Origin of the sequence: Kribbella sp. NPDC051137, from assembly GCF_040682535.1 — a bacterium.
GTDB classification, from domain to species: Bacteria; Actinomycetota; Actinomycetes; order Propionibacteriales; family Kribbellaceae; genus Kribbella; species Kribbella karoonensis.
This window is the reverse complement of record NZ_JBFBBI010000006.1, coordinates 423,435-449,200: the sequence shown is the minus strand read 5'-3', so window position 1 is coordinate 449,200 and position 25,766 is coordinate 423,435. Positions and strand designations below refer to the sequence as shown.

At 70.4% G+C, this 25,766-nt stretch carries 25 protein-coding genes; 18 read left to right on the top strand and 7 right to left on the bottom strand.

All coding sequences use genetic code 11. The features are described 5' to 3' along the window. Positions 1–18 precede the first annotated feature (18 nt). Both AB0M51_RS32810 and AB0M51_RS32805 read left to right on the top strand, forming a co-directional pair. On the top strand, positions 19–1,458 hold the full coding sequence (locus AB0M51_RS32810) for a GuaB1 family IMP dehydrogenase-related protein (protein ID WP_344192428.1): 1,440 nt from the start codon (positions 19–21) through the stop codon (positions 1,456–1,458). Between the two features lie 312 nt (positions 1,459–1,770). Further along, positions 1,771–2,754 carry a LuxR C-terminal-related transcriptional regulator gene (locus AB0M51_RS32805; RefSeq protein WP_344192430.1) on the top strand — a complete coding sequence of 328 codons (984 nt, stop codon included), beginning with the start codon at positions 1,771–1,773 and terminating at the stop codon, positions 2,752–2,754. On the opposite strand, the gene proS is transcribed toward AB0M51_RS32805, so the two are convergent. Beyond that, positions 2,751–4,160 (bottom strand): proline--tRNA ligase, encoded by a 1,410-nt coding sequence (proS, locus tag AB0M51_RS32800; protein ID WP_344192432.1) that lies wholly within the window; start codon positions 4,158–4,160, stop codon positions 2,751–2,753. The two genes, AB0M51_RS32805 and proS, sit on opposite strands and share 4 nt — an antisense overlap. 133 nt (positions 4,161–4,293) lie before the next feature. On the opposite strand from proS, the gene AB0M51_RS32795 reads away from it, so the two are divergent. Next, entirely contained in the window at positions 4,294–5,304 is a 1,011-nt protein-coding gene (locus tag AB0M51_RS32795; RefSeq protein WP_344192434.1) for a metallophosphoesterase, read from the top strand. A 50-nt stretch (positions 5,305–5,354) separates the two neighbouring features. Here the strand turns inward: AB0M51_RS32795 and AB0M51_RS32790 are convergent, their stop codons facing one another. The 5 genes from AB0M51_RS32790 to AB0M51_RS32770 all read right to left on the bottom strand — a co-directional run bounded on the left by AB0M51_RS32790 (position 5,355) and on the right by AB0M51_RS32770 (position 10,501). Beyond that, entirely contained in the window at positions 5,355–7,571 is a 2,217-nt protein-coding gene (locus AB0M51_RS32790; RefSeq protein ID WP_344192436.1) for an NADP-dependent isocitrate dehydrogenase, read from the bottom strand. Positions 7,572–7,657: 86 nt separating this feature from the next. Next, positions 7,658–8,320: a pentapeptide repeat-containing protein gene (locus AB0M51_RS32785; RefSeq protein ID WP_344192438.1), complete on the bottom strand. Its 663-nt coding sequence runs from the start codon at positions 8,318–8,320 to the stop codon at positions 7,658–7,660. 26 nt (positions 8,321–8,346) lie between these two features. After that, positions 8,347–9,183 (bottom strand): ROK family protein, encoded by an 837-nt coding sequence (locus AB0M51_RS32780; protein WP_344192440.1) that lies wholly within the window; start codon positions 9,181–9,183, stop codon positions 8,347–8,349. A 20-nt stretch (positions 9,184–9,203) separates the two neighbouring features. Continuing rightward, positions 9,204–9,980 carry a hypothetical protein gene (locus AB0M51_RS32775; RefSeq protein ID WP_325035549.1) on the bottom strand — a complete coding sequence of 259 codons (777 nt, stop codon included), beginning with the start codon at positions 9,978–9,980 and terminating at the stop codon, positions 9,204–9,206. Further along, positions 9,977–10,501 (bottom strand): SigE family RNA polymerase sigma factor, encoded by a 525-nt coding sequence (locus tag AB0M51_RS32770; RefSeq protein ID WP_344192444.1) that lies wholly within the window; start codon positions 10,499–10,501, stop codon positions 9,977–9,979. Before AB0M51_RS32770 ends, AB0M51_RS32775 begins: the two co-directional genes overlap by 4 nt. A 118-nt stretch (positions 10,502–10,619) precedes the next feature. Here AB0M51_RS32770 and AB0M51_RS32765 point away from each other — a divergent pair, with 118 nt between their 5' ends. From AB0M51_RS32765 to AB0M51_RS32700, 14 genes are all read left to right on the top strand, one after another. Then, positions 10,620–11,138, top strand: coding sequence for a hypothetical protein (locus AB0M51_RS32765; RefSeq protein ID WP_344192446.1), 519 nt, complete (start codon positions 10,620–10,622; stop codon positions 11,136–11,138). Positions 11,139–11,184: 46 nt separating this feature from the next. Then, the gene (locus AB0M51_RS32760; protein ID WP_344192448.1) at positions 11,185–11,868 is read left to right on the top strand and encodes a YcnI family protein; all 684 of its coding nucleotides are present in this window, start codon (positions 11,185–11,187) and stop codon (positions 11,866–11,868) included. 2 nt (positions 11,869–11,870) lie between these two features. Then, positions 11,871–12,386, top strand: a complete 516-nt coding sequence (locus AB0M51_RS32755; RefSeq protein ID WP_344192450.1) for a copper resistance CopC family protein — start codon at positions 11,871–11,873, stop codon at positions 12,384–12,386. Beyond that, positions 12,383–13,369, top strand: a complete 987-nt coding sequence (locus tag AB0M51_RS32750) for a CopD family protein (protein WP_344192453.1) — start codon at positions 12,383–12,385, stop codon at positions 13,367–13,369. Before AB0M51_RS32755 ends, AB0M51_RS32750 begins: the two co-directional genes overlap by 4 nt. 30 nt (positions 13,370–13,399) lie before the next feature. Further along, a complete protein-coding gene (locus AB0M51_RS32745) occupies positions 13,400–13,876 on the top strand; it encodes a MarR family winged helix-turn-helix transcriptional regulator (protein ID WP_344192455.1) in 477 nt (158 codons plus the stop codon). Between the two features lie 116 nt (positions 13,877–13,992). After that, the gene (locus AB0M51_RS32740) at positions 13,993–15,516 is read left to right on the top strand and encodes an ABC transporter substrate-binding protein (RefSeq protein ID WP_363751835.1); all 1,524 of its coding nucleotides are present in this window, start codon (positions 13,993–13,995) and stop codon (positions 15,514–15,516) included. After that, positions 15,517–16,455, top strand: coding sequence for an ABC transporter permease (locus AB0M51_RS32735; RefSeq protein WP_344192460.1), 939 nt, complete (start codon positions 15,517–15,519; stop codon positions 16,453–16,455). Next, positions 16,452–17,234: an ABC transporter permease subunit gene (locus AB0M51_RS32730; protein WP_344192462.1), complete on the top strand. Its 783-nt coding sequence runs from the start codon at positions 16,452–16,454 to the stop codon at positions 17,232–17,234. The genes AB0M51_RS32735 and AB0M51_RS32730 overlap by 4 nt, the downstream gene beginning before the upstream one ends. Before the next feature lie 62 nt (positions 17,235–17,296). Next, a complete protein-coding gene (locus tag AB0M51_RS32725; RefSeq protein ID WP_363752378.1) occupies positions 17,297–18,799 on the top strand; it encodes an ATP-binding cassette domain-containing protein in 1,503 nt (500 codons plus the stop codon). Then, positions 18,796–19,851: a pyridoxal-phosphate dependent enzyme gene (locus tag AB0M51_RS32720; RefSeq protein WP_344192467.1), complete on the top strand. Its 1,056-nt coding sequence runs from the start codon at positions 18,796–18,798 to the stop codon at positions 19,849–19,851. The genes AB0M51_RS32725 and AB0M51_RS32720 overlap by 4 nt, the downstream gene beginning before the upstream one ends. A gap of 31 nt (positions 19,852–19,882) precedes the next feature. Beyond that, positions 19,883–20,680, top strand: a complete 798-nt coding sequence (locus AB0M51_RS32715) for a DUF364 domain-containing protein (protein ID WP_344192469.1) — start codon at positions 19,883–19,885, stop codon at positions 20,678–20,680. Beyond that, complete coding sequence (locus AB0M51_RS32710) at positions 20,677–21,870, top strand: MFS transporter (protein ID WP_344192471.1); 1,194 nt, start codon at positions 20,677–20,679, stop codon at positions 21,868–21,870. Before AB0M51_RS32715 ends, AB0M51_RS32710 begins: the two co-directional genes overlap by 4 nt. A gap of 125 nt (positions 21,871–21,995) precedes the next feature. Next, the gene (locus AB0M51_RS32705) at positions 21,996–22,676 is read left to right on the top strand and encodes a DUF1707 domain-containing protein (protein ID WP_344192473.1); all 681 of its coding nucleotides are present in this window, start codon (positions 21,996–21,998) and stop codon (positions 22,674–22,676) included. A 39-nt stretch (positions 22,677–22,715) separates the two neighbouring features. Next, positions 22,716–23,171: a hypothetical protein gene (locus tag AB0M51_RS32700; protein ID WP_344192475.1), complete on the top strand. Its 456-nt coding sequence runs from the start codon at positions 22,716–22,718 to the stop codon at positions 23,169–23,171. Here the strand turns inward: AB0M51_RS32700 and AB0M51_RS32695 are convergent. Beyond that, on the bottom strand, positions 23,155–24,717 hold the full coding sequence (locus tag AB0M51_RS32695) for a phospholipid carrier-dependent glycosyltransferase (protein ID WP_344193516.1): 1,563 nt from the start codon (positions 24,715–24,717) through the stop codon (positions 23,155–23,157). The genes AB0M51_RS32700 and AB0M51_RS32695 overlap by 17 nt on opposite strands. A gap of 195 nt (positions 24,718–24,912) precedes the next feature. Between AB0M51_RS32695 and rsmI the strand changes: the two genes are divergently transcribed. Continuing rightward, a complete protein-coding gene (rsmI, locus tag AB0M51_RS32690; protein ID WP_344192477.1) occupies positions 24,913–25,752 on the top strand; it encodes a 16S rRNA (cytidine(1402)-2'-O)-methyltransferase in 840 nt (279 codons plus the stop codon). Positions 25,753–25,766: the final 14 nt, after the last annotated feature.

Here is a 25,766-nt window from a genome sequence, read left to right as displayed (position 1 = left end):
GGGCGGAAGGGGTCTGGCATGCGGTTTCACCATGATCGGGAGCCGGCGGGCGACCTGACGTTCAGTGATGTGTTTCTGGTGCCGAACCGGTCGGGGGTGGCGTCGCGGCTGGATGTGGATCTGTCGACGGCGGACGGGACCGGGGCGTCGATTCCGGTGGTGGCGGCGAACATGACCGCGGTGTCCGGGCGGCGGATGGCGGAGACTATCGCGCGGTGCGGTGGGCTGGCGGTGATCCCGCAGGACATCCCGGTGGACGTGGTCGCGGAGGTCGTTGCCTGGATCAAGCAACGCGACCCGGTGCACGACACGGCGCTCACACTGGCGCCGACCGGGACCGTGGGTGAGGCCCTCAACCTGCTGCCGAAGCGGAACCACGGCGCGGTGATCGTGGTCGACAACGGCCGTCCGGTCGGCGTGGTGACCGAGGCGGACTGCTCCGGTGTGGACCGGTTCACGCAGCTCGACGCGATCATGTCCCGGGAACTGCTGACTGTGCCCGCCGGCATCGACCCCGAGACAGCGTTCAACAAGCTGCACGACGGTCGGCACCGGCTCGCACCCGTTGTCGACGGCAACGGTCAGATCGTCGGCATCCTCACCCGCCAGCGGGCCCTTCGCGCGACCCTGTACGACCCGGCACTCGATGCCAACGGCAAGCTCCGGGTGGCCGCCGCGATCGGGATGAACGGCGACGCCGAGCAGAAGGCGAAAGCCCTGCTGGACGTGGGCATCGACGTACTCGTGCTGGACACCGCGCACGGCCACCAGGAGCGGATGCTCGAGGTCGTGGAACGCGTCCGTGCCCTCGGGCCACGCGTACCGATCGTGGCCGGCAACGTGGTGACCGCCGAGGGCGTGACCGACCTGGTGAACGCCGGCGCGGACATCGTCAAGGTCGGTGTCGGGCCGGGCGCGATGTGCACCACGCGGATGCAGACCGCGGTCGGCCGCCCGCAGTTCTCCGCCGTGCTGGAATGCGCGACCCGGGCGCGGGAACTCGGCAAGCACGTCTGGGCGGACGGCGGCGTACGGCATCCGCGCGACGTCGCGCTCGCGCTCGCGGCCGGTGCGTCCAGCGTGATGATCGGGTCCTGGTTCGCCGGTACGTACGAGTCGCCCGGCGACCCGCACCGGGACAGCCAGGGCCGGATCTACAAGGAGAGCTTCGGGATGGCGTCCGCGCGGGCCGTGAAGTCCCGTACCGCCGAGGACTCGCCGTTCCAGCGGGCCCGGAAGAGCATCTTCGAGGAAGGCATCTCGACCGCGCGGATGTACCTGGACGCCGAACGCCCGAGCGTCGAGGACCTGCTGGACTCGATCGTCTCGGGCATCCGCAGCTCGTGCACGTACGTCGGGGCCGCGAACCTCACCGAGTTCCACGAGCGCGCCGTGGTCGGCCTGCAGACCGCCGCCGGGTACACCGAGGGAAAGCCGCTCGACACCAGCTGGCAGTGATCTCACCCCGCGGGTGAGACCGGGGCCCGGCAAGTTCATGCCCAGGGCGATGGTCACGCACGGCGATCGGTGGCACTGTGTAGCCGACAGGGGGAGGAAGGACACCGGTCAACCGTCGGGGGGTCGCGGATCAGCCTGGGGGCACGCGGATCCGGTCGGCGCGGGGGGCGCACAGTTGCGGTGTCCTGGTCGTGGGCGCGGGTGGTGGCGACGCCACCCGCGACCACGGCGGCGATCAGCTGCTTGATCAGCCACGGATACAGCGGGATAGTCGGAGGATCGACACCGCAACGGTTGTGGGGAGCCGGCTCCGTGGAAGGGGACAAGAGGGCCCCGCTGCGGGTTGATGCGGACACCGCGATCATCCTGCGCGAGGCTTACCACAAGATCGAGACCATGTTCCGGTCGGACCACTACGGTCTGTACGACTACGTACGCGTGGTCGCCGGGAAGGTGGCCCCTGTCGACGCGTTCTTCGTCGGCTTGCTGCAGGGCGCCCGCCGGGTGCGCTACCCGTACGGGTACCTCGACGGGCAGTACGTCGACCCGGCGACCCACAACTACGGTCCGGCCGGGCAGACCGCGTGGCTGATCGAGCACCGGCAAACCTATCGGTACGCCGAGGACGGCGGGGCCGCGCTCCGGGCCGGCGTACCGGTCTCGGATCCGCGGCGGCGCGCGGCGGACGTCGTCACGGTGCCGATCTTCCGGTCTGCCAAGAACGGGCCCGACCAGCTGTTCGGCATGCTCTCGATGCAGAGCTACGAGCCCAGGTCGTACGACGACAACGCGGTGCGGGCGTTCGAGTGGTTGTGCGAGATGGTGGAGCGGGTGCTGACCCGCGAGGGCGAGGACCGGGATGCGTTGCGCCGGTTGCCCGCGGGCGACAACAGCCCGAACACGCTGACGTCGGACCACGTGATGGAGTACCTGACGCACCGGGTCGCGTCGATCCGCGAGATCGCCGCCGAGGCGCTGGACGAGCCCGAGGTGAGCTCGGCCCTGCAGGCGCACCTGGAGCGGATCGTTGACGTCACCAAGCACATCCAGTCCGAGATGATCGAGATGCTGATGGACACCGACCTGGCACCCGAGCGCCGGTTCGCCAGCCTCACCAAGGCACAGCAGGGCGTTGCGCTGCTGCTCGCGGACGGTCTCGACAACGACCAGCTCGCCGCCGAGCTCGGCGTCAGCCTCAACACCGTGAAGACCCACCTGAGCGCGATCCTGCGGAAGTACGGACTCGGGTATCGCGCCCAGGTGGCCGATGACGTCCGGCGTTACCTGGCCCGCTAGTACGAGCGGCCGACGTACGCCGTCAGTCCGGACTCGTCGTCCTCCACCGGCAGCGAGCCGTCCGGGCGCTGCAGGCAGCGGACGGTGATGCCGGACTCGCCCAGGCGGTCCTCGCCGTCCTCGCCGATCACGTCGTACGGCAGCCGGGCCCAGCCGGACGCGGCGGCCTCGATCGCCTCGCCGACCGTCGCGACGTCGGCGATCCGGGACTCCTGCCGCGCGGTTGCTTCGGCCAGCAGGTGGGCCTGGTCGGCCTCGAGGGCGTCGACCACGGTCGGCGTCAGCTCGGACAGGGCGACAGCGGACTTGGCGGAGCGCAGCCGGCGTACGACGGTGGCGGCGCCGGCGGCCAGGTCCCGCGGGCCGATCTCGATCCGGACCGGGACGCCCTTCAGCTCCCAGTTCACCGCGCGCCGCCCGAACGGCTGGTCGGCCCGGTCGTCGACCGACACCCGCAGTCCGGCCGCGGTCAGCTCGCCGGCGATCGTCCGCGCGGCGCCGATCGCCTCGTCCTTGACCGCGAGTACGACGACCTGGATCGGGGCGACCGCCGGCGGGACCCGGAGGCCGTCGTCGTCACCGTGCGCCATGATCAGGCCGCCGACCATCCGGGTGCTGCTGCCCCAGGAGGTCGTCCAGGCCAGCTCGCGCTGCCCCTCGCGGGACAGGTAGCCGATGTCGAACGCGCGCGCGAAGTTCTGCCCGAGTTCGTGCGAGGTGCCCATCTGCAGGGCCTTGCCGTCGCGCATCATCGCCTCAAGCGTCATCGTGTTCACCGCGCCGGCGAACCGCTCCCGCCGCGTCTTCCGGCCGGCGACGACCGGGATCGCGAGGACGTCGACCATCACCGCGCGGTAGACGTCGTACAGGATCTTCGTCGCGTAGGCACGGGCGTCCTCGGCCGAGCCGTGGGCCGTGTGACCTTCCTGCCAAAGGAATTCGGTGGTCCGCAGGAACAGTCGCGGACGGAGCTCCCAGCGGACGACGTTCGCCCACTGGTTCAGCAGCAGCGGGAGGTCGCGGTAGCTCTGGATCCACTTCGCCATGTACTCGCCGATCACGGTCTCCGACGTCGGCCGGATCACCGCGGGCTCCTCGAGCTGCTTCCCGCCGGCGTGCGTCACCACGGCCAGCTCGGGGCTGAAGCCCTCGACGTGCTCGGCCTCGCGCTGCAGGTAGCTCTCGGGGATCAGCAACGGGAAGTACGCGTTCGCAGCGCCGGTCGCCTTGATCCGCCGATTCATTGCCTCCTGCAACAGTTCCCAGATCGCGTACCCGTACGGTCGCACCACCATGGTCCCCCGCACCGGGCCGTTCTCCGCGAGCTCGGCCTTGGCGATCACATCCTGGAACCAACGGGGGAAGTCCGTGGCCTGCGCGGCAAGCACGGATCGGGTAGCTGTCATGACGGTCAGTGTAGGAATCCCCCACGACGTACTGCCACGTATTTCCGGGGCGCCAATGTTCATCCGGGAGTGCCCGGGCGTTCACCACCGGGCCGAAAAGTTGGCCCGTACCCGTCCAGACCTGGAGGATTCAGTGAGAGTACGTCGTGCGCCCGTGATCACCGCCTGCCTGGCCCTGGCCGCCGTCGCTGTCGGCGTCCCGAACGCCGCTGCGGACCGGGGACCGGACCCGTACACGTTCGCCGTGATCGGCGACATTCCGTACGGCCCCGCGCAGATCGCCCGGTTCCCGAAGGTGGTCGACCAGATCAACGCGGACAAGCCGGTCAAGCTGGTCACGCACCTCGGCGACATCAAGGACGGCTCGTCGGTCTGCAGCGACGAGTACTTCGCCCAGGTGAAGACGCAGTTCGACCGGTTCGCGGACCCGCTCGTGTACACCGTCGGCGACAACGAGTGGACCGACTGCCACCGTGCCAACAACGGCGGCTACAACCCGCTGGAGCGGCTGGCGAAGATCCGGCAGGTGTTCTTCCCGCAGCCCGGTCGCACGCTCGGGCAGCACTCGGTGGAGGTCGAGAGCCAGGTCGCGAACGGCATCCCCGAGGACGTCCGGTTCACCCGCGGCGGCGTCGCGTTCGCGGCCCTGCACATCGTTGGCAGCAACAACAGCATGGCGCCCTGGACCGGCAGGACCGCGCCGACGCCTGAGCAGACCGCCGAGGTGCTGAACCGCACGTCGGCCGTCATGCAGAGCATCCACGACACGTTCGCGCAGGCGCGGGCCGATCGCGACAAGGCCGTCGTACTGCTGACTCAGGCCGACATGTTCGACCCGACCGTGACGAATCCGTCGTACGCGGACTACTACGCCTTCCAGCCGATCGTGCAGGAGATCGCCCGCGAGTCGGCGAACTTCCGCGGGCCGGTGTACCTGTTCAACGGTGACAGCCACGTTTACAACAGCGACAAGCCGCTCGCGGCGAACTCGTCGTGGACCAAGTTCTACGGTGCGACGCCGGCCGGGAACCTGTCCCGGATCACCGTCGACGGCTCGACCGGCGACGACGACTATCTGCGGGTGACGATCGACCCGCGGAACCCCGCCGTACTGAGCTGGGTCCGGGTGCCGTTCTCTTCCTGACGACAACGCAAAGGGCGCCCGGGAGAACCCGGGCGCCCTTTGTCAGCAGGTCAGAGCGAAGCGAGCGCTTCGTTCCAGGTCTTCGACGGGCGCATGATCGCGGCCGCCTTCGCCGGGTCCGGCTGGTAGTACCCGCCGAGGTCGGCCGGGCTGCCCTGGACCGCGAGCAGTTCGTCGACGATGGTCTGCTCGTTCGCGGCCAGCGTCTCCGCCAGCGGGGCGAAGACCTTCGCCAGCTCGGCGTCGTCGGTCTGCTTGGCCAGCTCCTGCGCCCAGTACAGCGACAGGTAGAAGTGGCTGCCGCGGTTGTCGATCCCGCCGACCCGGCGGGTCGGGGACTTGTCCTCGTTCAGGAACGTGGCGGTCGCCCGGTCCAGGGTGTCGGCGAGGACCTGCGCCCGCGCGTTGCCGGTCGACTGGGCCAGGTGCTCGAAGCTCGCGGCCAGCGCGAAGAACTCGCCCAGGCTGTCCCAGCGCAGGTAGTTCTCCTTGACGAGCTGCTGCACGTGCTTCGGTGCCGAACCGCCCGCGCCGGTCTCGAACAGGCCGCCGCCGGCCATCAGCGGCACGACCGACAGCATCTTCGCGCTGGTCCCCAGCTCGAGGATCGGGAACAGGTCGGTCAGGTAGTCGCGCAGCACGTTGCCGGTCACCGAGATCGTGTTCTCGCCGCGGCGGATCCGCTCCAGCGACAGCTTGATCGCGTCCACCGGCGCCAGGATCTTGAGGTCCAGGCCCTCGGTGTCGTGCTCCGGCAGGTACTCCTTGACCTTCGCGATGATCTGCGCGTCGTGGGCGCGGGTCTCGTCCAGCCAGAACACCGCCGGGTCGCCGGTCGCCCGGGCCCGGGTCACGGCCAGCTTCACCCAGTCGCGGATCGGCGCGTCCTTGGTCTGGCAGGCGCGGAAGATGTCACCCGGCGCGACGGCCTGCTCGAGTACGACGTTGCCGTCGGTGTCGACCAGCCGGACGGTGCCGGCGACGCCGATCTCGAAGGTCTTGTCGTGCGAGCCGTACTCCTCGGCCTTCTGCGCCATCAGGCCGACGTTCGGCACCGAGCCCATGGTGGCCGGGTCGAACGCGCCGTTCGCGCGGCAGTCGTCGAGGACGGCCTGGTAGATCCCGGAGTAGCTGCTGTCCGGCAGTACGGCGAGGGTGTCGTGCTCGGCGCCGTCCGGGCCCCACATGTGCCCCGAGGTACGGATCATCGCCGGCATCGACGCGTCCACGATCACGTCCGACGGGACGTGCAGGTTCGTGATGCCCTTGTCCGAGTCGACCATCGCGAGCGCCGGCCCGGCCGCCAGTTCGGCGTCGAACGAGGCCTTGATCGCGGCGCCGTCCGGCAGGTCGGCCAGGCCGTTCAGGATCGAGCCGAGGCCGTTGTTCGGCGACAGGCCGGCCTTGGCGAGCGTCTCGCCGTACTGCTCGAAGGTCTTCGGGAAGAAGACCCGGACCACGTGGCCGAAGATGATCGGGTCGGAGACCTTCATCATGGTCGCCTTCAGGTGGACCGAGAACAGTACGTCGTCGGCCTTGGCCCGCTTGATCTGCGCGGCGAGGAAGTCCCACAGCGCGAAGACGTGCATCACGGACGCGTCGACGACCTCACCGGCCAGCACCGGGACCGACTCGCGCAGCACGGTCGTCGTACCGTCGGCGGCGACGTGCTCGATCCGCAGAGCGCCGTCGGACTCGATCACCGTGGACTTCTCGGTCGAACGGAAGTCGTCCTGCCCCATGGTGGCGACGTTGGTCTTGGAGTCCGGGCTCCAGGCACCCATCCGGTGCGGGTGGGTCTTGGCGTAGTTCTTCACCGAGGCGGGTGCGCGGCGGTCCGAGTTGCCCTCGCGGAGCACCGGGTTCACCGCGGAACCCTTGACCTTGTCGTAGCGGGCCTGGACCTCGCGCTCCTCGTCGGTCTTCGGCTCGTCCGGGTACTCCGGCAGGGCGTAGCCCTGCGACTGCAGCTCGGCGATCGCGGCCTTCAGTTGCGGGATCGAGGCCGAGATGTTCGGCAGCTTGATGATGTTCGCGGCGGGCGTCTTGGCCAGCTCGCCGAGCTCGGTGAGCGCGTCCGCGATCCGCTGGTCGTCCTTCAGGTACTCCGGGAAGACGGCCAGGATGCGGCCCGCGAGTGAGATGTCCCGGGTCTCCACGCCGACACCGGCCTGGCCGGCGTACGCCTGGACGACAGGGAGGAACGAGTACGTGGCGAGCGCCGGAGCCTCGTCGGTGTGGGTGTAGATGATCGTCGAGTCAGTCACAGGGCCCACCTTAATGGGCCGTCCGGCCGAACCGACCCGGGCGTGGGCAGGCTCACCCCGTGCAAGGGCTGGGCTGCTGCGATCGGTCAGTCGAGGTCGTCGGGGTGCGCGAGTGTGATACCGCTCGCCACGGTGACCGCGCTGGTGAAGGCGAGGGTGTCGATGGGGGAACTCGCGGCGACCGTCGCGCCGGACAGCGAGGCGAGGCCCTTGGCGCCGTCCCAGGTGCAGTCGACGAACACCGCCTTGGCCGCCTTGACCTGGGAGAACTCCACGCCGGACAGGTCGCAGCCGCGGAACGTCGCGCCGGTCAGGTCGGCCGAGACGAAGTCGGCGCTCTGCAACCGGCAGTCGGTGAACTCGGCCTTCTGGAACTTGGCGAACCGGAACGACGCGAAGTCCAGCACGGTGTCGCGGACCGTCACATGCTGGAAGTTCGCCCCCGGGCCGGCGAAACCGATCATCCGCGAGCCGGTCACCGCGACCCGGGTGAGCGCCGCGTCCGCCCAGCGGGAGTTCGCGAGATCACACTGCGTCAGCTCGGTGTCGACCAGGATCAGCTTCTCCAGCTCGGACCCGGCCAGCTTGGACCTCGTCAGCCGGCAGCCGCTGATCTCGACGTGTTCGGCCTCCACGTCGCTCAGATCCACCTCCGTCAGCTCGAGATCGAGCAGCCGCTCCTCGTCGTCGACCTCCTCGGGCGTCGCGGAGTCGAGCTGAGCACGAAGGCGAGGCGCGGCGATCTTCACAGCACCGACCGTAGCGGGGCCGTCCGTCAGGCGGTGCGTTGGTAGTGGGCGGCGGCGCCGATCAGGGCTGAGTGTTCGGTGTCGTGGGTGGCGGAGGCGGGGAAGTCGAGGGCGGAGCGGATCAGGTCGAAGGCTCCGGAGATCGAGCCGCCGAGGACTGTCCTGGTCACCCCGAAGCGGTCCAGCCAGGGGTGCAGCGCGGCGGCCAGGTCGGTGAAGCAGGCGGTCAGGACCTGGTGGGCGGCCTCGTCGCCGGCGCGGGCCTGGTCGGCGATCTCCTTGACGCCGGGGGCTTCCTGGCCGGTGGCCTCGGCGTAGCGGCGGAGGATGGCGCGGGCGGAGATCGAGTCCTCCAGCGGTTTTCCGGCGTACGACGTCTTGTACAGCTCGCCGCCCGGCGGGACGGTGCTGCCCTCGCGGAGCACCCGGCCGTCGGCGAGGAACGCCGTACCGATGCCGGTGCCGATCGTCACGCCGACGCAGCGCTCGACGCCGCGCACCTCGCCCGCGGTCCACTCGCCGACCGCGAACGCCTCCGCGTCGTTCATGAACATCAGCCGGTCGACGCCGAGTTCGTTGCCCAGGGCAGCGCCGAGGTTGAACCCGTACAGCTGGTCGAACTTCCCCTGGTCGCGGTACCAGGCGACCCCGGTGCCGAAGTCGAACGGCCCCGGCAGCGCGACCGCGAGACCGTTTGCCAGCGGCAACTTCCGGGCCGCGTCCGCGAGTTGCCCGACCACCACCTCGGCCGCCGCCTGGGACGCGAGCTCCGCCCGGTCCACCTCGGTCACGTCCCACGTCCCCGGCGCCACCACGGCCGCCGTCACGTGACTTCCCCCGATCTCCAGCACCGCTACGTCCATCGGGCCATCATGGCAGCAGGTCAGTACTTGTCCCGGAACACCTGCTTGCCGGAGGCGTCGAACATCGTGATGTACACCGGGTCGGTGTTGCCGTTCCGAATGTCGTCCGTGTAGACGCGATGCGCCCAGTACCCGTCCTTGATCGTGGCGTCCGCATGCTTCCCGAGGCCGGAGAACGCGATCCGTGTGACTCCCTCCGGCACTCGGCCCGCGTAGCTGTAGACGACGCCCCGACAGTTGATCCCGTCGCTCCGGTCGACCTTCGCGTCGCCGCACGCCACGCTCCAGTACCGCTGGATCTGGAACAGCCGGGTGACGATGCCGGTGTTCAGCAGGGTCGCGCCGAACCCGCCCACCGGCTTCCCCTGGATCGGTACGCCGGCCACGCAGTACGCGTACTGCGTCCCGTCCGGCGACCGGCGGACCGTCATCGCGCCGTCGGCGTCGGTGACCTCCACCACCTTGTCCGTCCAGGTCCGCACGACCGTCGCGCGCCAGGCGTCGTTGTTCGCGGTCCGGAAGAAGTCGTCGGATTTGGCGCACAGGTCCGTCACCGCGGCCGGCCGGGCAACTGCCGGTGTCACAGCGGGCTGCGGTTCGCTCCGGGTGCTACGGAGCGGACCGGCCAGCAGTACGGCGGCGACCGCGACGACGGCGGCGGCGCCTGCGCCTGCGCCCACCACGGCCCGGCGTACGCGGGTCCGGTGCTGCCCGGCGGCGACGAGCGCGCCGACGTCCGGGGTGAACGCGTCGCGGCGGTCGGTGGCCTGGTCCATGAGGGTCTTCAGATCGGTCATGCCTTCGCTCCGATCAGGTCGGCGAGATCGGCCAGCGCCGGGTGTGCACGGAGTTTGTCGAGTGCGCGCATCGTTTGGCTCTTCACGGTTCCGGGGCGGCAGTCGAGGGCGGTCGCGGTCTCCTCGACGGACAGTTCGTCGAAGTACCGCAGGACCACGCAGGCACGCTGCCGGGGCGGGAGTTCGGCGAGCGCGGCGGTGATCACCATCCGGCTCTCGACCACCCCCAAGGCGTCCGCGTCGGGCTCGTTGACGAAGTAGTCGTTGCCGGTGACGACTTCCTGGCTGGACTTCCGCCGCAGGCCGTCGAGGGTGGTCGAGACCACGACCTTCCGGGCGTACGCCGCGACCACGCCCTTGCGCTGGATCCGGCCCCAGACCCGGTACAGCCGGATCAGCGCCTCCTGCGTCGCGTCCTCTGCCCGTCGCCAGTCCCCGCACAGCAGGTAAGCGGTACGGCACAGAGAGTTCGCGTGATGGGTCACGAAGTCCACATAGTCCTGCTCCGTCTCCGCCTTCACCCGTGCTGCTCCCTGGTCATGCCGAGTCCAACGTGGCGAGTCCCGCCGAAGGTTGCACGTGGACCGGGGGAACCCGAACCCGCCGCTGTCCGTAGAGTGACACGACAGAGGGGATCGAATGCCGACCGAGAGCAGGAGCACGTCCGTAGTCGCGGCGCTGAGCGTGGCGGTGGCGGTGCTCGGTCATGTGCTCGTCGGAGGCGGCGGCGTACCGCTCGGAGTCCTCCCGCCGCTCGCGGCACTGGCCGGCGTGTGCTGGCTGCTCGGCGAGTACCTGGCGGGCGAGCGGCTGCTGACCGGCCTGGTGCTGGCCGGCGTCCAGCTCTTCGTGCACGTGACGCTGGACACAGCGACGATGCCCCACATGATGTCGATCACGGACAGCCTGGTGATGACCGCCGCGCACCTGGGCGCCCTGCTCGCCGGCATCCTCGCGATCGGCCGCGCCCACCGCTGGGTTCATCGGGTACGGCGGGTCTTCGCGCGGCTGCTCCCTGAGCTACCGGTCCTGCGTCCCGTCCGGCTCGTCCCCGCGACGCCCGGCTTCTCCAGGTCGTGGACCCCGACCGGGGCCCGGCTCGGCACGAGCATCTCCGGGCGCGGGCCTCCCGGCGTACGAGTGGGTCCAGCTCTCTGAACCGGCGCTCGCGTCGGATTACTCGTATGCCTTGAAAGGTTCTCTCATGCCCAAGAGATATGTCCTGCGCGCCGCCGCGATCGCCGCGGCGTCCGCGTTGGTGGTGATCGGTGCCGCGAGTTCGGCGTCGGCCCACGTCACGGTGTCGTCGCCGGACGCCAAGCCCGGCGGCTACGGCAAGCTCGTGTTCCGGGTGCCGACCGAGTCGGACAACACCAGTACGACGAAGGTCGTCGTCGCGCTGCCGAAGGACCACCCGTTCGCGCACGTCGGCGCGCAGGTGAAGGACGGGTGGAAGGTGCAGAAGAAGGAGGAGAAGCTGCCCGCCGCGGTGAAGGTCGGCGACGTCACGCTGACCAAGGCGATCACGACCGTCACCTGGACCGCGACCGCGGGCGGGATCCCGCCGAACGACTTCGACGAGTTCGCGCTGTCGGTCGGGAAACTGCCGGACGGGGTGGACGCGCTGAGCTTCCCGACCGAGCAGACGTACAGCGACGGCTCGGTGGTGAAGTGGGCCGATCCCGCGAAGGACGGCGCGGACGAGCCCGAGCACCCGGCGCCGACGCTGAAGCTGGCGGCCGCGGTCACTCCGGTCGCCGCGACCACGTCCGAGGGTACGTCCGACACGTTGGCGCGCTGGCTCGGCGGCGGCGGTCTGCTGGTCGGGCTGCTCGGACTGGCGTTCGGGCTGCGGCCGCGACGGGTCGCCGCGGAGCCCGGGAAGTAGCCGTGCGCCGATTGATCGCAGTACTGGTGGCGTCGCTGTTCATGCTGGCGGGTACCGCCGGCGTGGCGGCGGCGCACGCCAAACTCGAGTCGATGACGCCGGCCGACGGTTCGTCGATGGCCGCGCCGCCGGCCAAGGTGGTGCTGACCTTCAACGAGCCGGTCGGCTCCGACGGGACCCAGGTCCAGGTCAAGTCGCCGAGCGGCAAGGACGTCGCGAGCGGGGACGTGCAGGTGATCGACAACACCGTCACGCAGCCGGTCGGCGCGATGGTCGAGGCCGGCAAGTACACGGTCGAGGCCCGGGTGGTCTCCGCCGACGGCCACCCGGTCGAGGTCTCCGGTGCCTTCACGGTGACCCACGCCGGGCACCCCGCGACCGAGCCCGCCGCCGGGACGCCGGCGAGCTCGCCGTCCGGGGGCGGTTCGAACACGGTCACGATCGTCGCGATGTGCCTGGTGATGCTGGTCGTGGTCGCGCTGGCCGTGGTGATCGTCCGCCGCCGTCCGGCGTCATGAGACGTCCGCAGGCGATCGGCGGGCTGGTTGCCGTCGGCATCGTTGTGATGGTGGCCGCGTTGTTCGCCGGCGGCGGCGCGCCGCAGAAGCCGGTGAGCGGACTGCTTGGCGCGGGTCTCGGGGTGTCCTGGGCGGTTCCGGTACTGCGGATCCTCGCCGACGCGGCCGCGGTGGCGACCGGCGGTGCCGTTGTCGCGGTCGTGCTGTTCCTGCCGGCCACCGAAGGAAAGCTCGGCGGCAAGGCGCTGCGTGCCTGTCAGGACGCGGCGCTCGCCGCCGGGATCTGGGCGGTCGCCAGCATCGGCGGGCTGATCGCGACCGCGACCGTGATCCTCGGCGTCCCGCTGTCCCACCTGGCGGAGCATGCGGACTCGGCCGGGCGGCTCAGTCAGGTGCGCGCGCTGGCGGTCGCCGTCGTGCTCACCGCCGTACTCGCCGTCGTGTTGAGCGGGACGAAGACGCTGCGGACTGCCCGGGCGGCCGCCGTACTGACGGTCGCGGCGCTGATCGGCCCGCTGCTCACCGGGCACGGCGCGATCGACCGCACGAATCTGTGGTCGGTGCTCGCGACCGTGTCGCTCGTCGTCCACGTCGTCGCCGCGACCGCGTGGGTCGGCGGGCTCGGCGCCGTACTGCTCTACACACGGTCGCGGGAGTCGGTCGAGTTGTTCAGCAGGCTCGCGTTCGTGTGCGCGGTGACGATGGGGGTCACCGGGCTGCTCACCGCGGAGATCCACCTGGACGGACGGCAGGGAGGGTGGGGGCTGATCACGCAGTGGGTGACGAGCGGGTACGGCGTGCTGGTGCTGGGGAAGACGCTCGCGTTCGCGGTGCTGGTGTTCATCGGCTGGCAGCACCGCCGGAGCAGCCTGCCGCGGCTCGCGACCGGCGACCCGGCGGCGTTCCGGCAACTCGCGGTCCTCGAACTCGCGGTGATGGCGGGCACGATCGGCCTCGCCGTCGCGCTCTCCCGTACTCCGTGACATGTCAACGTCCGTCCGTACAATCTAACTATGACGGAGTGGCTTGACGAGCGTGAGGCGCGGCTCTGGCAGACGTACCGCGACACGCATCGCGAGCTGATGCGCGCGCTCGAGGCGCGGATGATCGGCAACTCCGGGCTCTCCGGCGCCGACTACGCCCTGCTGCACCCGCTGTCCGAGGCCGAGAACGGGGTGCTCCGGACCCGCGACCTCGGCCGTTCGGTCGGGTGGGAACGCAGCCGGCTCTCCCACCAGGTCAGCCGGATGGAGAAGCGCGGCCTGGTCTGCCGCGAGGAGTGCACCTCGGACGCCCGCGGCTCGATGGTCCGCCTCACCGCCCTCGGCCGCAAGGCCATCGACGCCGCCGCCCCGGACCACGTCGAAGCAGTCCGCAACTACTTCTTCGACCGCCTCACCACCTCCGAGCAGGCCCAACTCACCACACTGCTCGACCGCATTGCCAGTCAGCTCCCCAGCACCTGCAGCCCTGCTGACTGCGCCGAGTAGGACGCCCTGACACGCCGTTACGGAGAGCGATCGGCGCCGCTGGCCGGAAAGAATGAAGGCGGTCCGGATGCGCGCTGGATTTGACAATCGTTTTCACTAAGGTGAGGATGTGGCGCGTGTCCGAGGCTTTGGGTAGGCGTGGGTTCCTGGGGATGGCCGGCGCGGTCGGGCTGGCGGCGGTCGGGGGTTGTGGGGCGGCGACCGCGGAGCCGAAGCAGGGCGGGCGGTTGCGGGCCGTGTACGCGGGCGGCGGGGCGAAGGAAGTGCTGGATCCGCACGTGCAGAGCCTGTTCGTGGACATCGCGCGGCACAAGGCGATCTACGAGAAGCTCGTCGAGCTGGGCCCGGACCTGAAGCCGGTCCCGCGGCTCGCCGCCAGGTGGGACCACGACGGTACGGCGACCACCTGGCGCTTCACGCTGCGCGACGCGACGTTCCACGACGGCGCCAAGCTGGTCGCCGACGACGTGCTGTACAGCCTGAGCCGGATCGCGGATCCCGCCGTACCGGACCGGGTCGCGCAGTCCTCGCTCGGGACGCTGGATCTCAAGCGCAGCAAGGCGATCGGCCCGTCGACGGTCGAGCTGGTGCTGACCGAGCCGAACGCCGAGTTCCCCGCGCTGCTCGCCGGCATCGGCACGCAGATCGTCCGCAACGGGTTCGAGGATCCGTCGAAACCCGTTGGAACAGGCGCATTCCGGTACGTGTCTTTCGAGGCCGGCCGCTCGATGGTCGCCTCCCGGTACGACGACTACTGGGACGGGCCGGCACGGATCGAGGAGTTGCACATCCTGTCCGCCGACTCCGACGCCCGGGCGAACGCGGTCCAGGGCGGGCAGGCGGAGTACGCGAACGACATGACCGCGACGTTCGCGCGGACCGCCGAGGCCGGGAAGACCCTGCGGATCGTGGCCGCGAAGGCGAGCACGATGCAGGCGTTCGTGATGAAGGTCGACCAGCCGCCGTTCGACAACCCCGACGTACGGCTGGCGTTCAAGCTGCTCGCGGACCGGCAGCGGCTGGTGGACGTCGTACTCGCCGGGCGCGGGGAGGTGGGAAACGACCTCTTCGGCAAGGGATATCAGTACTATCCGGCCGAGCTGCCCGTGCGGGAGCGGGACGTGGATCGGGCGAAGGCGTTGCTGGCGAAGGCCGGTCTGGCCGGGAAACAGGTGGAGATCTTCACCGCGGACGCGTCGGCCGGGTTCGTGGTGGCGGCGACGTTGTTCGCCGAGCAGGTGGCCGAGGCCGGGGTGCGGTTGAAGGTGACGACCGGGAGTCCGCAGACCTACGCCAAGGACCTGCTGACGAAGGGGGCTATCGGCAACCATCGGTCCGGCGCGATGCCGATCCCGCAGTACCTGACCGATCGGTTGCTGTCGCATTCGCCGTTCAACGTCACGCACTGGCGGCGGCCCGCGTTCGACGCGGCCTTCGCGGCTGCGCGTTCTACGACGGACGAGCGTGATCGGTCGCGGCGGTACGGCGCACTGCAGAAGACGTTGCGTGACGAGGGCGGGATCCTCGCCTGGGGGTTGCCGGACTATCTGGTGGCGGTCTCGGCGAAGGTGCAGGGGGTGCAGGCAGCGCCGCCGAACACCTTGGACCAGGGCCGGTTCGACAAGGTGTGGCTGGCCTGAATGCGGGCCTACGCAGTCCAGCGGGCGCTGCTCGCGGTGGTGCAGCTGGCTGTGCTCTCGGTGCTGGTGTTCGCGCTGACCTCATTGCTGCCGGGTGACGCGGCCGACCTGCGGTTCACCGAGACCCTGACCCCTTCGCAGGTCGCCGCTCTGCGGGCCGAGCTCGGACTGGATCAGCCGCCGGTCGAGCGGTTCGTGCACTGGCTGGGGAACGTGCTGACGGGTGACCTCGGTACGTCGTTGATCAGCGGGGGACCGGTCGCGGGCATCGTGCGCGGGTCGATCGGCGCGACGCTGGTGCTCACGGTCGCCACGCTGGCGGTCGTCGTACCGCTGGCCGTTGCCCTGGGCATCGTGATGGGGACACACGAGGGAGGGCGGATCGATCGCGCGCTCACCTCGGTGACAGTGGCGCTGTCGGCGATCCCTGACTTCGTGATCGCGGTGCTGCTCGTGGCGGTGTTCGCGTTGAGACTCGGGTGGTTGCCGGCGACGTGGGTCGGTGGGAACCTGCTCGCCTCGCCGGCGTTGCTGATCCTGCCGGTCGCCGTGTTGCTCGGTCGTACTGTCTGCCTTCTGTCGCGTCAGGTGCGGGCGGGGACGGTGGCGGCGCTTCAGGCGCAGTATGTGGTGCAGGCCCGGCGGCTCGGGGTCCCGCGACGGCAGTTGCTGTTGCGGCATGTGCTGCCGAACGCGGCCGTTCCCGGGGTGCAGGAGTTGGCCCGGACCGGCGACACCCTGCTCGGCGGGGTGTTGGTGGTCGAGGCCGTCTTCGCGATTCCGGGGTTCGCCACGGCGCTGGTCGACGGGGTGGAGAATCGCGATGTGCCTGTGGTGCAAGGGCTCACGCTGGTACTGGCCGTTGCCGCGCTGGTGATCAATCTGGCGGCGGACCTCGTCTGCAACCGGCTGGTCCCGCGCTCGGAGCTGCTCCGATGAGGCGCGTCGCGGTGGGGCTTGTCGTGGTGCCGTTGGTTGTCGCCGTGTTCGGGCCGTTCGTGCCGTACGACGCTCGCGAGGGCTTGCCGTACTCGTCCCAGGGCGTGCTCGGGACGGACGGGTTGGGGCGGGACGTGTTCGGGCTGTTGCTGGTCGGGGGACGGTCCGCGCTGGGGATGGCGCTCGGCGCGGTGGTACTGGCGTACGTCGTGGGCGGGGCGATCGGGCTGACGGCCGCGTCCACCCGTCACCGGTGGTTGGACGAGGTCTTGATGCGGCCCCTCGACGTACTGCTGCCGTTGCCGTCGCTGCTCGTGATCAGCGTGGTCGCGGTCGGCTGGCGGGCCTCCGCGGTGGCGATCACCGTGACCGTCGCGCTGTTGAACGTGCCGACCGTCGCCCGGCTGGTCCGCGCGGCCGCGCTCGACGCCGCCAGCGGACCGGTGGTCGAGGCGCTCCGGATGCAGGGGGAGTCCTGGGTGCGGATCCAGCTCGGGTACGTCGGACGCTCGGTGCTCGGGCCGGTCGCCGCCGACCTCGGCACCCGGATCACGCTGGCCGTGTTCCTCGTTGCCTCGGTCAACTTCCTGGGCCTCGGCCTGAGCCCGACCGCGCCCGACTGGGCCGTGACCGTCTCCCGCAACCGCGAGGGCCTGTTGCTCCAGCCCTGGTCGGTCCTCGCGCCCGCGTTCCTCCTCGTCTCCTTCACCCTCGGCTTCAACCTCCTCGCCGACCACCTGGTCCACCACTCCCGCCGTCCTGTGGAGACCCCAAGATGATGGGCCACCCGCAGGCGGACGAACCCAACAAGCCGACACCCCGGGTTGAGCGGCGGCACTCCGTGGGGGAGGCGCTGGTTCGGGTTGAGGGGTTGTCGGCGCGGGTTGGTGGGCTGACGTTGGTGGATGGGGTCTCGTTCGAGGTTGTGGCGGGGGAGGTGACGGCGTTGGTGGGGGCTTCTGGGGCCGGGAAGACCACGGCCGCGTTGGCGTTGCTGGGGGAGTTCGGGGAGGGGGTTCGGCCGGCGGGGCGGGTTGAGGTGTCCGGGGAGGTGGTTGTCGACGGCAACGGGGTGACCGGGGTCGACGTTCGGGGGCGGGTGGTGGCGTACATGCCACAGCATCCGGGGAGTGCGCTCAACCCGGCAAGGCGGATCGGGGCGACCTTGCGGGAGTTGGGGAAGCTGCACGGAGGCGACCCGGAGGCGGCTCTGCGGGCCGCGCAACTGTCGGCCGAACGCGCGACCCTCAAGCGGTTTCCGCATCAGTTTTCGGGTGGGCAGCGGCAGCGGGTGGCGCTTGCACAGACGTTGACCTGCCGGCCGAAGGTGCTGATCCTGGACGAGCCGAGCACCGGGCTCGACTCCATCACCCGGCTGCATCTCGTCCACGAGCTGCGCGAACTGGCCGCCTCCGGCCTCGGCATCCTGCTGCTCAGCCACGATCTGGACCTGGTCCGTGCCCTCGCCACCCGCGTCGTCGTCCTCGACGCCGGCCGCGTCCTCTCCGACACGCTCCCGGCAGCAACCGACCGGCCGCACCTGGGAACCTCCACCCCGGCCCAACCGTTGCTCAAGGCAATGAACCTGTCAGCCACCCAGCGCCGCAGCCCCGTACTGCGCGACATCGACCTCACGGTCCGTGCCGGCAGCTGCCTCGGCATCGTCGGCCGCTCCGGCAGCGGCAAGACCACCCTGGCCCGCTGCCTCGCCGGCCTGCACGAACGCCACACCGGCACGATCCTCCTCGACGACGCCGCACTTCCCGTACTCCGCAAACGCACCCGCGACCAGCATCGCCGCGTGCAGTACGTCTGGCAGGAGGTCCGGGGCTCCTTCGACGAGCGCCACCCCGTCGACCGGCAGGTCGCCCGTACGGCGGAACGCCTCCGCGGTCTCGCCCCGGACCAGGCCCACGCCGAGGCAGTCGCCACTCTCGCCCGCCTGGGCGTCGCCGCGATCACCGCCGCCCGCCCGCCCAGCCGGCTGTCCGGTGGCGAACTCCAGCGCGCGGCCCTCGCCCGCGCCGTCCTGGCGCACCCTGACGTGCTGATCTGCGACGAGATCACCACCGCCCTCGACGACCGCGGTACGGCGCTCGTCCTCGACCTGCTGGGCGAACTGAGGGACCGCGGTACGGCGTTGCTCTGGATCGGCCACGACCTGGGGCTGGTCGCCGCCGTCGCGGACGAGGTCATGGTTCTCGACGCCGGCCACGTGGTCGAACAAGGCCCGCCGGCCACGCTGACGACCGACCCGCGGCACGACCTGACAAGGCAGTTGGTCGCTGCCGCCCGGATATCTCCGCCCGCACCCATCGACCTGAGGAGCGAACCGCGCCGATGACGCGACTGCACGACCACCTCCACGAGCATTTCGCGGAGGCGATCAAGGATCCTGATCCGATCCGGGTGGACGACCTGATCTGCCTGCGGTTCGAGACCATGAAGGTGTACTCCGCGCTCGGCGCCGTCCGGCACCTGCTCGACAGCGGGCAGGTCCGCCCGGGCGACACGCTGATCGACAGCTCGAGCGGGATCTACGCCCACGCGCTCGCGCTGGCCTGCCACCGGTACGGGATGAAGTGCCACATCGTCGGATCCACCACGGTCGACCGGACGCTGAAGATCCAGCTCGAGATCCTCGGCGCGACGGTCGAACAGGTGCCGTCGTCGAACAACCTGCAGCTCGACCAGAACCTCCGGGTCCGCCGGATCGGCGAGATCCTGCGCGACAACCCGACGTACCACTGGATGCGGCAGTACCACGACGACGTCCACTACCTCGGGTACCGCGCGGTCGCGGACCTGGTCGCGTCGCTGGTGCCGAGCGGGCCGCTGTGCCTGGTCGGCGGCGTCGGTACGGGCGCGTCCACCGGCGCGATCGCGGCGTACCTGCGGGAGAGCGGGCGGGACGTGAACCTGGTCGGCGTGCAGCCGTTCGGGAGCGTGACGTTCGGGGCCGGGCACACGCAGGACCCGGAGATGATCATCGCCGGGATCGGCAGCTCGATCGAGTTCCGGAACGTGCGGCACGAGCTGTACGACCGGATGCACTGGGTCTCGTTCGAGTACGCGATGTCCGCGGCGGTGGACCTGCTCCGGACGTCCGGGGTGTTCGCGGGGCTGTCGGCGGGCGCGGCGTACCTGTCCGCGGCCTGGGAGCACAACTGCGACCGCGGGCGGAAACACGTCTTCCTGGCGGCGGACACCGGCACGCGGTACGTCGAGTCCGCGTTCGCCCGGCATGCCGAGGCGCGGCCGATGGCGTCGATGCGGCCCCGGGAGATCGACTCGCTGGACGAGCTCGCGGTGCCGTGGTCTGCGATGTCCTGGGACCGCCGGGAGTCCGCCCGGGCCGGCCATCAGCAGGTTCCATCTGCGACTCCGTCGCATTAAGATGTGCTGTACAACCCCGAAAGGCTGGCCCATGACCGTTGCCGAGCTCACCGCCTCCGTCCTCGCCGGCAGGCCGTCACCCGCGGACTTCGACGTCACCAGCGCGTTCTGGTTGCACCACACCACCCGCCTCCCCGGCGCCGACGTGACCTACCGCAACTACTACGTCCTACTGCGCGTCGGAGAGGTCTTCGGCGCCTGCTCCTTCGAGGCCGGCGAGCTCGACCCGGCGTACTGCGCGGACACCTCCGGACGCACGCTGGCCGACGTACTCACCTCCGACGACCCGCTGCCCGTCCGGATCGCCGCGCTCGACGCCTACCTGGCCGCGGTCCAGCCGCACCACACCTCGCCGTACGCCGAGGAAGTCGTCCTGCCCGCCGGTACGCCGGACGTCCGCGCGAAGGCCCGCGACGCCGCCGTGGCGGGTCTCCTGGATGTTGCCGAAGGCACCAAAGTGGCGCTGATCGGGGTGGTCAACCCGCTCGTCGACGCGATCACCGAGCGCGGCGGCGTCTGTCTCCCGTGCGACTTCAACCTCCGCGAGACCGCCTCCGGGCTGCCGGTCGCCCGGGACATGCGCGAGGTGATCGACGCCGCCGACGCGGTCGTCGCCACCGGGATGACGCTGTCCAACGGCAGCTTCGACGTACTGCTCCGGAGTTGCCGCGAGCAAGCGAAACCGCTCGCGATCTACGCCCAGACCGGAAGCGCGGTGGCCCGGGCCTTCCTCGGTGCCGGCGTCACCGCGCTGTCCGCGGAGCCGTTCCCCTTCTCCCAGTTCAGCTCCCGCCCGAGCAGCCTCTACCGCTACAGGACGGATACATGACCACGCAGCAGCTCACCGCCGAAGTACCGGGCGACCTCCGCATGGCCAAGCGGCTCTGGCCGTTCCTGCTCGCCTCGACCGTGAGCCTGATCCCGTTCACGGTCTTCGGCATGTACCTGGTGCCGATCTCCGAGGCCGCGGGCGGCAGCGTCGCGGAGATCGGCGGCCTCCGCGGCCTCGGCGGTCTCGCGGCGCTCGCGGTCGGCGTGACGTTGGCCCCGCTGATGGACCGCGTACCGCGGGAACTGGTCGCCGCGGGCGGTCTCGCGCTGCTCGGCGTCTCCGCCGCATTGGGTGCCGTGGGCAACGTGTTCGCAGTGGCCGCGTTCTGCTTGCTGATCGGCGCGTCGACGTCGATCCTGGCGCCGTCGATCGGCGCCGCGGCCGCGGACCGCTTCCGGTCCCCGGCCGCGGCCGGCCGGGCGGCGACCCTGGTGTCGGCGACCACCAGCGCGATGGCGATGCTCGCCGCCCCGGTGCTCGCCGGGCCCGGGCTGATCTGGGGCTGGCGCGGCAACCTGCTGGCCGCGGCGGCGATCGCGCTGATCCTGTCGGTCGCCTTCTTCGTCCGCGGACGTGGCCGGACAGCGCCGACGACGGGCAAGCAGCGCGTCAGCTACCTGGCGACGTACCGCGAACTCGCGCGGATCCCGGGCGCCGTTCCGCTGCTCGCGGTGGCGATGCTCCGGACCGCCGCGTTCATGGGGTACCTCGCCTATCTCGCCGCCTTCTACGACGACAGGTTCGACCTCTCGCCGGGGTGGTTCGCGCTGGTCTGGTCGCTGAGCGGCGCGTCGTTCTTCCTCGGCAACCTGCTCGCCGGCCGGTACCTCGCCACCGACCGCGCGTGGACCGAGCGGCTGCTGCTGATCGGCGTCGTCGTCGCGCTGGTCGCGGTCACGGCGTTCTACTTCTCGTCCAGCCTTCCGCTGACGCTCGCGCTGACCGCGGCGATGGGCGCCGGCCACGCCACTGTCGCCGCCTGCGTCACCACGCTGCTGGTCCGGCGCAGCGGTGACCTCCGCGGCTCGGCGCTCAGCGTCAACGCGGCGGGCATGAGCCTCGGGACGTTCCTCGGCGCCGCGCTCGGCGGACTCGGCCTCGGCCTCGGCGGCTACCCCGGTACGGCGCTCACCTTCGCCGCGCTCACCCTCGTCGCGGCCGGCTGCGCGCTCCGCGTCCGCCGCTGACCGCTTTCCGGAACTTTTCCGGCGCTGGGCGCGAATTTGTCTCCGCAAACCGGCGCGAACCAGGGGGAGGTTCAGGGTTGTCACGGGGGTTTCACGAGCCTGTACTCGATATATCGTTCCGTTTTATGGAGAACCTGCCCGACAACCCGCATCCGCACGCGCATCTGCGGGCGTCCGACGTGGATCGCGACCAGGTCGTCGATGTACTGCGGGATGCCCTGATGTCGGGGCGGTTGACGCAGGACGAGCACGCCGACCGGCTGGAGCAGACGCTGCAGGCGAAGACGCTCGGCGAGTTGGAGCCGATCACCCGGGACCTGATCGTGCCGGGCCAGGCCGCGCCGATCGCCCCGATGACACAGCCGGCCGCGGCCGCGTCGACCAGCCTGGTCCCGATCGAGGAACCGGCCGACCCGGCCGCGAGCCAGGACAACCTGGTGGCGATCTTCGGCGGCGGGGAGCGGAAGGGCCGCTGGCGGGTGAAGCGCCGGACGAACGCGCTCGCCGTCTTCGGCGGGCACGACCTGGACATGACCGACGCGGTGTTCGAGGGCCGCGAGGTGACGATCTACGCGGTCGCGGTGTTCGGCGGGATCGACATCACCGTGCCGGAGGGCGTGACCGTGCGGAACGAGGGGATCGGGATCTTCGGCGGTTTCGCCGCGCAGGGCTCGGACGCCCCGGACCCGAACGCGCCGACCGTCGTGATCAAGGGCCTCGCGTTGTTCGGCGGCGTCGGCGGGCAGTCGTCGGCGAAGCGCCACGGCAAGAAGTTCAAGCACCGCAACCGCCACGAGCTGCACTAATCGGATGCGGCGGCGTACCTTCGCTCGTAGCCTGCCGTCATGGCCGACTTCGTACCCCCCGACTTCGACGTACCGCTCGAGCTGAGCACGCCCCGGTTCCGGCTGGAGCCGTTGGGGCCGCAGCACAACGACGCGGACTACGCCGCGTGGACCGGCAGTATCGAGCACATCCGCTCGACGCCGGGGTTCGGCGGCAGTTGGCCGCCGGTGGACGGGATGTCGCTGGAGGCCAACCTCGGTGATCTCCGGCGGCACGCGGACGACTTCGCCGCGCGCCGCGGCTTCACGTACACAGTGCTCGACCCCGACGACGTCGTGATCGGCTGCCTGTACATCTACCCGTCGCGCAAGGACTCCGCCGTTACCGACGTCCGTTCGTGGGTGACCGCCACACGGGCCGGGCTGGACGTGGAGCTGTACGACGCGGTCAGCGACTGGCTGGCCACCCGCTGGCCGTTCGGGGACGTCGACTACGCGGTCAGATCCAGGACTTGAACCACATCCGGCTGAGCCAGTCCTGGTGTGGGAGCACCTTGTCGGTCAGGATCGGCCAGATGTAGGCGAAGTTCAGCACGACCAGTACGACGAACGCGCCGACCGCCGCGCTGCCGATCAGCCGGCGCGGGGTCGCGGTACTGAGGCCTGAACTCACCACTGCCCGCGCCGGGCCGAGGATCTTGCCGAGGACCAGCGCCAGCGCCATCACGGTGAACGGGATCATCGTCACCGCGTAGAAGAAGAAGATCGGTCTCTGGTCGTACGCGAACCACGGCGCCCAACAGGTCACGAACCCGATGACAGGTACGCCGAACCGCCAGTCGCGGGTACTGATCCACAGCACCAGCGCCGCGATCAGCGCGAGCGCGCCGCCCCACCACAGCAGCGGCGTCCCGAGGGCAGAGATCACCTGCAGACACGTCTGACCGGCCGGGACGTCGCACCCCGGCGTACCGGGCTTGATGTCGTTGACCGCGTCGAACCCGATCGGCCGCGCGATGATCGGCCAGCCCGCCGGGTTCGACTGGTACGGGTGGGTGGCGTGCTTGATGTAGTCGCCGGTGTGGAACGCGTAGACCTCTTTGTGGTACTCGAGCAGTGACCGGAAGTCGTCCGGGACCACCTTCATCACGCCGTGCGCCGGGTTGCTCGCCGCCCAGTTGTGGTCGTACGAGTTGTCGTGCAGCAGCCAGCCGGTCCACGTCGCGACGTACGTCACCGCGGCCACCAGCACCAGGCTGACGAACGCCGGGATGCCGTCCACCAGCGCGGACTTCACGAACGCGAACCGAACGCCGAGCGCGCGCCGGGCGCCGAAGTCCCAGGCGAACGCCAGGATGCCGAACGCGGCCAGCGTCCAGATCGCGGACCACTTGGTGCCGCAGGCGAGGCCGAAGCAGACGCCGGCCGCGATCCGCCACGGCCGGACGAGCAGCCAGCGGCCGATCGTACGGCGCCCGCCGTCCTCGACCGGCTTGTCCAGGGTCTCGGCGTGCCGCCGGCGGGTCCAGTCCCGGTCGCAGACCAGGCACGAGGTGGCCGCCACCAGCCAGAACGCCAGGAAGATGTCGAGCAGCGCGACCCGGGACATCACGAAGGACAGTCCATCGACCGCGAGCAGGAGGCCCGCGATCGCGCCGATCAGCGTGGAGCGGGTCATCCGGCGGACCGTCCGGATCAGCAGCAGCACGGTCAGCGTGCCGAACAAGGCCGGCATGAACCGCCAGCCGAACGTGTTCATCCCGAACAGTTGCTCACCGGCCGCGATCATCCACTTGCCGACCTCGGGGTGCACGGTCAGGCTCGGGGTGTCCTTGAAGACGTCCAGGTTGCCGGCCAGGATCGCCTTGTCGGCGGCCCCCTCCGGCTGGTCGATGAACTGCCGCGCGTACCCGAACTTGAGCAGGCTGAAGGCGTCCTTGGCGTAGTACGTCTCGTCGAAGACGAACTTCACCGGCGTACTCAGGTGCCAGAACCGCAGGATGCCGGCCACCAGCGTGATCGCCAGCGTGGCGATCCAGCCGCCGTCGAAATCCCGCGGCATCGCCGGATACAGCCGGTCCCTGAGCGGCGGCAGCCGCCTGCCGAGCACGTCCCGCCCGAGCATCTCGCGGTCGTCCTCAGCCTCGCTCCGCCGGACGGTCCCGTCCTCGATCACAGCAGCCACGCCCGCCATGCTACGGACCCCCCGGTCCGACCGCCTCCCCCCGTCGGCCGGAACGGCTGGGATGATGGCCCGATGACCGGGCGATTGGTTCTTGCGGGGACTCCTATCGGGGACGTTTCGGATGCTTCGCCGCGGTTGGGGAGAGTGCTTTCCGAGGCTGATGTGGTGGCCGCGGAGGACACCCGGCGGCTGCGGCGGCTGACGGCCGAGCTGGGGATCCAGCTGAGCGGACGGGTGCTCTCGTACTTCGAGGGGAACGAACGGGAGCGGACGCCGGAGCTGCTCGCGGCGTTGCGCGAAGGGCAGACCGTGGTCGTGGTGACGGACGCGGGGATGCCGAGCGTGTCGGATCCGGGGTACCGGCTGGTCGCGGCGGCCGTCGACGCCGACGTGGTGGTGACCGCCGTACCGGGGCCGTCGGCGGTGCTGACCGCGTTGGCGCTGAGCGGGCTGCCGGTGGACCGGTTCACGTTCGAGGGGTTCCTGCCGCGGAAGGCCGGGGAGCGGGGGCGGCGGCTCGGGGAGCTGAAGGACGAGCCGCGGACGATGGTGTTCTTCGAGGCGCCGCACCGGCTGACCGCCTCGCTGGAGGCGATGGCCGAGGCGTTCGGCGCGGATCGTCGTACGGCGGTGTGCCGGGAGCTCACGAAGACGTACGAAGAGGTCAAGCGGGGGCGGCTCGACGAGCTGGTCACGTGGTCCTCGGAGGGTGTCCGGGGCGAGATCACGGTCGTCGTCGCGGGCGCGAACCCGGACAAGGTGATGACGGCGGATGACCTCGCCCGGGAGGTCGCGGTCGACGAGGAGGCCGGTACGCCGCGTAAGCAGGCGATCTCCGACGTCGCGAAGCGCTTCAACGTCCCGAAGCGGACCGTGTACGACGCCGTACTGGCCGCGCGTAATCCGGGTTAACCGGGGCACTACTC